Raw genomic sequence first — 4,245 nt, 5'->3', positions numbered from 1 at the left:
AGGGGCCGTGGAACCCCGCCCACCCGGAGCGACATCCGGGCCACCGACCTGACCACCACCAGAAAACACAAACCGGTCAGGCCGCCACACGACCCAACCGGCGCTGTGAAAGATCGAGGCTAATGGCCCGTTAATGGCCCGGCGGCGGTGACGCCCAACAACGATCAAGGCCCAGTGTTCGGGATCATGTCCCGGACCTGGGCCTTCTGTGTGGAGCGGGTGACGGGAATCGAACCCGCGCTGTCAGCTTGGGAACCATCCCGATCTTCCTCGTTAACGGCGCTGACCTGGCGTTCGGCCGTACCGCGACTGACCGTGAATGCCCCTTGATCACCACCCTTAATGGCACGCTAATGGCACGCCGACCAAGCCCGTGGCCTGCGCGCTCGCCACGCGTACACGGGCGCTCCTCGCCCTGGAGCGCTCATCCGCGCGAACGGCGAGCCTGCTGACTGGCTGGGGGCCGCTCTGTTGAGCGGCTATCAGTCCGTCGTGCCGAAAACGTCCTTCACGGCTCGGAGTACCCTCCGTCGTTGCCATGTAGAAGCGCTGCGGAACTTCTGCGTAAACATATCCCATGTCTGCACATCCTGGGCGAAGGCGACCATGTCCGGGTCCGGCTCCGGCTCGTATCCAGCCACCTTCAACAGTTCGTAAGCTCCGAGGCCCGCTCCCCTGTAGTGACGGGCGAGCGCACGACCGAGCTTCTGCACGTCGCCGTAGGAAGGCTGCACTCCGCGTTTCCATTGACTGAGGCGCTGCTCTCGGATACCTGCCATCCGCTCTAGCTCAGCGTAGGTGAAGTGAAACTGAGAAAGACTCATCTGATCGTGGATGTACTCGACAACTGCCGGGCCGCTCATGGCGGCAACCTAGCCACATCCGATTGGTGATCACTTTAAGTGGCCGGAGTTGGCCTACCGGTGATGGCCACCTAAGAGCCGAGGTCGCAGACATCGTCTGATCCGTAGCAAGATCGACACCGTCCAGGCCCGTCCACACCCATCCCCTGACCTGGCCGCGCCCCTCTCGAACGTCCACCGCCGTCCGAGGTCATCCAGCGCCGTTGTTAGCACTCCCGTTAGCACGCCGACCGTACCGGAGGGTGCGCCCGCGCGAACGGCGAGACGGTGTGACAGACAGTCTCGCGCGGGCGTGCCCTCCGGCCCGCGGGGGGCTGGGGGTCGCGAGACCCCCGCTTCACGCTCGTCCAGCCGACACCCTTACTCCCTGACAACCGCACACGTCGTTGACACAAGCTCCGCCGGCACTCACACTGCTCAGCCAACACGGTTAGCAGCGGTTCGCCCCTTGTTCCAGCTTTCGACGACCATCTGGTAGCACTGACTCTCTCGGGACCCGGTACCACTGTTGTTGTAGCCCCCGTTCGAGGCTCGCGTCAGAGCTTCGGAGCGCCAGCGCGCAGCCAAGCCTCGCTTAAGCATCTTCTTCGCGAGTTCGGCGTCCTCAACGCCGTCGCCGTGGCGGCTGAGAAACATCGCCACGCCGCCCAGGATCACGCCGTCCCACGACTCTTTGTCCCTCCCCCAGGCTGCTTCGACCACCGTGAAGGTCCGGTCCAGGGTAGCTGCTCCATACTGTCTCGTGATGCGCAGCACCGCCGATACAGCACCCACGCTGTTGGTCGAACTCGACCCCAGACCGAGGCTATGGCTCTTTAGTACTTGGTCGACACTCACGCAGAGGGCGTCCCCGGCGGTCAGGCCCACTCTGTACTGGTCCAGCGTGCTGACCTTGGCAGATTCTCGGTTCTTGATGAGGAACAGAGTCGCTTCCTGCTGCTGGCTAAGTCCGTAGTGGATTTCCGCCTTGATCGTCCGAAGGCCTCTTAGCTTGCACGCCTCGGTCCGGTGCATGCCGTCAACGACGTATCGCTGGCCATCTGCACGTTCGGAGACCACGATCGACCCGAGGGCATCAATGATTAGACCATCAGCGATGCCCTTCGCGCGCTTCGAGTTGAGGCCACGCTGCGCGTCCTCATCGATCTTGAGTGAGTCGATCTCGATCTCGACCCCGTACTCAACGCGATGATCTGGGAGTTCGTACTGGAAACGAGCTTTGGCCATGGGGGTTAGACCTCCATATTCGAGGGTGGCGAGAGTCTAGAGTTCAGGGTGACGAGGATCGTGAGGCGGATCTAGAGGCGGAGGAACGCGCTTGAGGAACTCGGTGGCCACCTTCTCACTCGTAGTCGACACCGACCTGCGAGCATCCCCGTTCCGTTCCTCGCAGCGCAGCACCAGAGGAATCTGCTGCCCTCGATGGCGACTGGGCTCGCTATGCTGTTCGCCCTGGTCAGCCTTGGAATCAAACCACACTGCCAGGACAACAAGACCAAGCACCACGGCCCATGTCAGCAGGTTGTACTTCCACTCTGTAGCAAGGTTGACCGCTATAGCCACCCCCGCTGTAGCGAGCGCACCCCAAACCTTCCAGGGCTTGATCTTCATGTTTTGATGGCCTATCAGGGTGAGTTCCTGCACGGAAGGCCATCCTGTGTCCACGCTCAACACCCCTCAGGCCCGCACCCGGCACTCTACTCACGGGCTTGACCTGTGCACAACAAGAACCGCGCCAATCTCTTACCACAGACGCTAGCAAGCCATCGAAATTTTGACAATCAGTCCTGGTGAAACACGTGATCGATGTCGCGATCCTAGATTGACAACAAAGAGATAACTCCTCTCGATATTCGAGAAATATAATATGGTGATCAGTGGTTCGCGTGGCCGGTCGGTGCTGGCTCCGCAGTCCTGCAACGGGCATGACTCATGGGCAAGAGGAACAGATAGAGGCGACGTCGTGGGCTGTGCGGGATGCCCCTGTTCTCATGCCGATGTTTCGCATGGTGGCTGGGCGGCCGTGGCCGGGCTGCGAGACGGGACCGGACGGAACAGGCCGCATGCCCGGCTCGCAGAGCCGGGCGCGGCCGCCCGGCGACCCGCGCAGCGGGGCGCCTTTAAAGACGTACAGAAAGTTCTCATCGGGCAGGCTGCCGCCCTATCCTCTTGGTGCGTTCCTGCTGGTCAAGCCATCAACTTGCGGAGTGTTTCGCGGGTTTGGTCGGCAAGACTGGTGGCTGCGCCTAGGCGATTGTCGATGGTGTGGTGAACACCCGGCGGTGGTTCCTCGGTGTTCAGGGTGTTGGCGTACTCGTCCCAGTGGGACAGCTTCCAATGGTCGCGTGGGGCATCGCGGACCTCGATGTACTCGTGCATGGTGTCGATGTCGCTGTGCACCCAGACGGCGGCGACCTCGACGCCTCGGGCCTGGCATCGGTGGGTGAGGCGTGGCAACCAACCGGCGGTGCTCAACTCGGTGGTGAACGGCGCGGCGAGGATGATTGAGACGCCGTTGTCGGTGTTGGCGTAGGCGCTGTTCATCAGGACGCGGTACTCGTGGGGGCGTACCTCGGCGTTGTAGAGGTCGGTGTGGCGGTCGTGGGGGTTGGCGGCCATGGAGGCTAGGAGTCGTTCGGTCATGCGGCGGGTGAGTGCGTCCTTGTCCAGGAACGCCCATCCGGTGAGGCCCGAGAGGAAGCAGGCGAACTCGGTCTTGCCGGATCCGGCGTAGCCGCCGACCAGGACCAGGGAGGGGCCTCCGCCGGCGTTGGCCACGGCGCGGCCGTGCCATGCGTTGGCGATGCGGGACTTGAGGGCGTCGGCCTGGGGGAAGAACGCGGACAGGTCGAACGGGTGCCCGGTGGGCGCTGGCTCGGTACCGCGGGCGTGAGCGGCCATGCGTTCCAAGACGGCGAGCGGCACGTTGTGCGCCTGGGCGATGTAGGGCAACCAGTCGTCAGGGATGCGCTCGCCTCGTTCCCAGCGGGAGACCTCGTTACGGGTGAGCGTGACGGTCTCTGCCAGTTCGCACAGCAAGGCGGCTTGGGCGCGCTGGCTCCTGGTTCCGCGTAGGCGTGCGAGGTAGCGGCCGAATTCTCTGCGTCGCTCGGTCGTCATCTGCGGCAACCTCCCTCGTTCCAGTTTGGCCCCCTGCTGGCCCCCTGTCAGGCGCCTTTGGTGAACGAGTGCACGCGGGAAGTTGGATCGACCCCATTCCTGCGAACGGGTCCGGTCGTTAATGGCTGGATTCGTGCACGAACACGAGGTCTCCCATGACAGGAACATCAAGAAATGTCGAGGATCCGACCCTTGTCCGGCTTCGCGCGGACTTCCCTGGTCATCGCATCTGGCGCTCGATTCGCTATGACGGCCGACTCGG

4 protein-coding genes are annotated in these 4,245 nt (G+C 63.1%); all 4 read right to left on the bottom strand.

What is annotated here, in order from left to right; translation table 11 throughout:
• Window positions 1-482: 482 nt before the first annotated feature.
• The gene (locus ACFPZN_RS55720; RefSeq protein ID WP_378293481.1) at window positions 483-863 is read right to left on the bottom strand and encodes a helix-turn-helix domain-containing protein; all 381 of its coding nucleotides are present in this window, start codon (window positions 861-863) and stop codon (window positions 483-485) included.
• A 417-nt stretch (window positions 864-1,280) separates the two neighbouring features.
• The gene (locus ACFPZN_RS55715; protein WP_378293479.1) at window positions 1,281-2,090 is read right to left on the bottom strand and encodes a DUF6551 family protein; all 810 of its coding nucleotides are present in this window, start codon (window positions 2,088-2,090) and stop codon (window positions 1,281-1,283) included.
• A 36-nt stretch (window positions 2,091-2,126) separates the two neighbouring features.
• Window positions 2,127-2,507, bottom strand: a complete 381-nt coding sequence (locus tag ACFPZN_RS55710) for a hypothetical protein (RefSeq protein ID WP_378293477.1) — start codon at window positions 2,505-2,507, stop codon at window positions 2,127-2,129.
• 543 nt (window positions 2,508-3,050) lie between these two features.
• The gene (locus ACFPZN_RS55705; RefSeq protein ID WP_378293483.1) at window positions 3,051-3,983 is read right to left on the bottom strand and encodes an AAA family ATPase; all 933 of its coding nucleotides are present in this window, start codon (window positions 3,981-3,983) and stop codon (window positions 3,051-3,053) included.
• Window positions 3,984-4,245: the final 262 nt, after the last annotated feature.

Source organism: Actinomadura rugatobispora (assembly GCF_042656285.1).
GTDB classification, from domain to species: Bacteria; Actinomycetota; Actinomycetes; order Streptosporangiales; family Streptosporangiaceae; genus Spirillospora; species Spirillospora rugatobispora.
The sequence above is the reverse complement of the archived record's forward strand: the minus strand, read 5'-3'. Positions and strand labels throughout refer to the sequence as shown.

What these genes read in the sequence shown, in the direction of transcription:
- ACFPZN_RS55720 (WP_378293481.1), bottom strand. Translation starts at nt 863, where the DNA reads ATGAGCGGCCCGGCAGTTGTCGAGTACATCCACGATCAGATGAGTCTT.
- ACFPZN_RS55715 (WP_378293479.1), bottom strand. Translation starts at nt 2,090, where the DNA reads ATGGCCAAAGCTCGTTTCCAGTACGAACTCCCAGATCATCGCGTTGAG.
- ACFPZN_RS55705 (WP_378293483.1), bottom strand. Translation starts at nt 3,983, where the DNA reads ATGACGACCGAGCGACGCAGAGAATTCGGCCGCTACCTCGCACGCCTA.